The sequence below is a fragment of the Peribacillus sp. genome, from assembly GCF_059453735.1.
Genome location: NZ_JAZVJO010000554.1, coordinates 1 through 3,159, shown reverse-complemented (window position 1 = coordinate 3,159; position 3,159 = coordinate 1). Strand labels below are relative to the sequence as shown.

The window sequence follows — 3,159 nt, the reverse complement described above, 5'->3', positions numbered from 1 at the left end:
CATATCTTCAGCAATCTCCTCTGGAGATGGCTCACGCCCAAGATCTTGTAAGAGCTGACGTTGAACACGAATTAATTTATTAATCGTTTCAACCATATGGACAGGTATACGAATTGTTCTTGCCTGATCCGCAATTGCTCTGGTGATCGCCTGACGAATCCACCAAGTAGCATAAGTACTGAACTTATATCCTTTGCGGTAATCAAATTTTTCAACCGCTTTTATAAGACCCATGTTTCCTTCTTGAATTAAATCTAAGAAGAGCATACCGCGCCCGACATAGCGTTTGGCAATACTGACTACCAGACGGAGGTTAGCTTCGGCTAAACGACGCTTCGCCTCTTCGTCACCTTCTTCAATACGCATAGCTAAAGCAATTTCTTCTTTAGCAGAAAGCAGATTGACACGGCCAATTTCTTTTAAGTACATCCGAACAGGATCATTTATTTTTACGCCTGGAGGGACGCTTAAGTCGTTGAGATCGAATTCTTCTTCTTTCTGAAGTTCCTTGACATTCGGATCATCTTCATCTTCATCCTCATCACCATCTGTCAGGACCTCAACACCATTTTCACCTAAAAACTCATAGAACTCATCCATCTGATCAGAGTCCAATTCAAAGCTTCCGATGCGCTCTGCAATTTTTTCCAGAGTTAATGAACCACGTTTCTTTCCTAGTTCAAGTAATTGTTCTTTAACTTGTTCTAGATTTAATTCAGTATCTACCTCTTTGGAACGTGCTGGTTTCTCAGCCATGTGTTCCCCTCCTTCCAAGACTATCAACAATACCCATAATTCTTATAATAACTTTCGCAGTTGAATAATTTCCATGGCAATTTGTGCCGCCCTGCCATAATCGTTGCGGCGCTCTGCATCTTTTCCTTCTGCTTCTTTTTCTTTTATCTTTAACATCTTTTGATATTTCAACACTTGATTTATATAATCTGTCAGTTCTTTATCAGCAACTTCTTCATTTACTGACATCATTTCTATTTCAGATACAATCCTTCTAAGATTTCGATCCGCTAAATACGTTAAAAATAAATTCGTATCCGGTTCCCGATCTTCCTCATAAAAAGCATATAAATAAGTGATGATTGCTTGGTGTTCATCAACATTTAAGGTGTTTGTTCCAAGCATTTGCTGTACCTTAAAGGTAATTTCCCGGCTTTTGAGCATATGGGCAATTAATTTAATTTCTGCATTATGGTAGGCAGGTTTTAATTTATGCTCGTATCGTAAGGAGAATTGCGGTGAAGGCCGCTCAGGAACATTCCCCGTTTTACGTTCTGTAATAAAGGTTTGTCGAGCTTGATCTTCTAATGCATCCAGCGATAACGAAAATTCCGATGAAAGCTGGCGGAGGTATAGGTCTCTTTCCACAGCATTTGACAGCCTGGAAATCCTCTTTAATACCTCTTCAATATATGCAATCCGATCTCCTTCATTATTTAAATTTTTTCCTCTGCGCAAATAATGCATTTGGAATGCCATATACGTTAAACTGGCCCCTATTACCTCAGAATTAAAGCTCTTCTCGCCATATTTCTTTATGTAGTCATCGGGGTCTAAATTATCTGGCATAAGGGCGACCTTTACTTGAAACCCTTGTTCATTCAACATGTTTGATGCGCGGTAAGCAGCAGTCAGTCCAGCAGAGTCTGAATCATAACACAGCAGAATTTGATCCGTATTCCGTTTCAAGATCTGTACATGTTGATCCGTTAAAGAAGTCCCCATCGTAGCAACTGAGTGTTCTACCCCCGCACGAACAGCCGATATACAATCTGCAAATCCTTCAAAAATCACCACTTGTTCTTTTTTCCGGATATGAGAGCGGGCTTTATGAAAATTATAAAGAATGGCACTTTTATTAAAAATAGGCGTTTCGGGGCTATTCAGATATTTAGGCTCATCATCACCTAGTGCTCTGCCTGAAAATGCAATTGTATTCCCCTGGTGATCCGTTATCGGGAACATGACTCGGTTTCTGAATCGGTCAAAATAACTTTGATCTTTCTCACGAGGAATAATCAATCCAGCTTTTTCTAGTATTTCTTCAGAAAAGCCTCTTTTTACCAAAAACTTATAAACAAAATCCCATGAATCAAATGCAAACCCTATCTGAAACTTTTCAATGACTGCTTCAGTCAATCCTCTTTGAAGTAAATACTCAAGAGCTTGTTGTCCTTCATTGGTATTTACAAGGAGATGGTGATAGAATTTCCGCAATAGTTCATGTGCTTCTATCATTTGTTTGTAGCCTTCTGGCATATTAGGCCTGGATGCTTCATTATTAATTTCTACATCCAGAGGTATATTTCCTTTTTCCGCTAAAACTTTTGCAGCTTCGACAAAACTATATCCTTCTTTGTCCATTAAAAAGGTGTAAGCATTTCCACCTGCACCGCACCCAAAACAGTGGAAAATCTGTTTATCTGCAGATACAGAAAACGATGGACTGTTTTCTGAATGAAAAGGGCAAAGACCAAAATAATTTCGTCCCTGCTTCTTCAGCTGCACGTACTCGCTGATCAAATCGACGATATCTACTGCTTCACGAATTTGATTTACCTTTTCGTCTTCTATTCGGGCATTTGCCATAGTTTCACCTTACGATCGGCAATAATTTTTACTTTTACTTAGTGTTCAATTCGATAAAAGCTCAGAAATTCCTGCATGATTCGACAAAATTCTAATTAATTCTTCTGTATATTGAATACGGTCTTCCTTCGTAAATGCTTTGGGTCCTTTGGTATGCTTTCCTTGTCTGCGAAGTTTCGCAGATTGATACCGCATATCCAACAAGTTATAAATATTGTCTTCTGTATATTCCTTTCCCCTGGGAGAAAGAACATAAACGCGTTTAGCAAGCAAAGTGCCAGCAAGTCCAATATCAGCAGTAATGGCAATATCACCTTGTTTTACTGCGTTGATGATATACAAATCAGCCGCTTCCTTATCCGCATCTACGTAAACCCAATGTCCCTCTGGCTCATTCATCATATTTTTATATGAAGCAACAAAGGTGACAGTTAAAGTAAACCGCTTAGCAATTTTCAGTGTTTCCGCCTTTACAGGACAAGCATCAGCGTCTACAAAAATGGTTGGTTTATCTTTCATATCTTTACATTCTACATCATTCTGCATTATCCTTTT

The 3,159-nt window shown here is 38.9% G+C and carries 3 protein-coding genes; all 3 read right to left on the bottom strand.

Translation table 11 applies throughout. The features are described from left to right. Positions 1 to 756: sigma-70 family RNA polymerase sigma factor (locus AC52RT_RS18185; RefSeq protein WP_495542053.1), on the bottom strand; the 756-nt coding region annotated here is incomplete at its 3' end. 42 nt (positions 757 to 798) lie between these two features. After that, positions 799 to 2,604 (bottom strand): DNA primase, encoded by a 1,806-nt coding sequence (gene dnaG / locus AC52RT_RS18180; protein WP_495542052.1) that lies wholly within the window; start codon positions 2,602 to 2,604, stop codon positions 799 to 801. A 45-nt stretch (positions 2,605 to 2,649) separates the two neighbouring features. Then, positions 2,650 to 3,123, bottom strand: a complete 474-nt coding sequence (locus AC52RT_RS18175; RefSeq protein WP_495542054.1) for a YaiI/YqxD family protein — start codon at positions 3,121 to 3,123, stop codon at positions 2,650 to 2,652. Between the last annotated feature and the right edge of the window lie 36 nt (positions 3,124 to 3,159).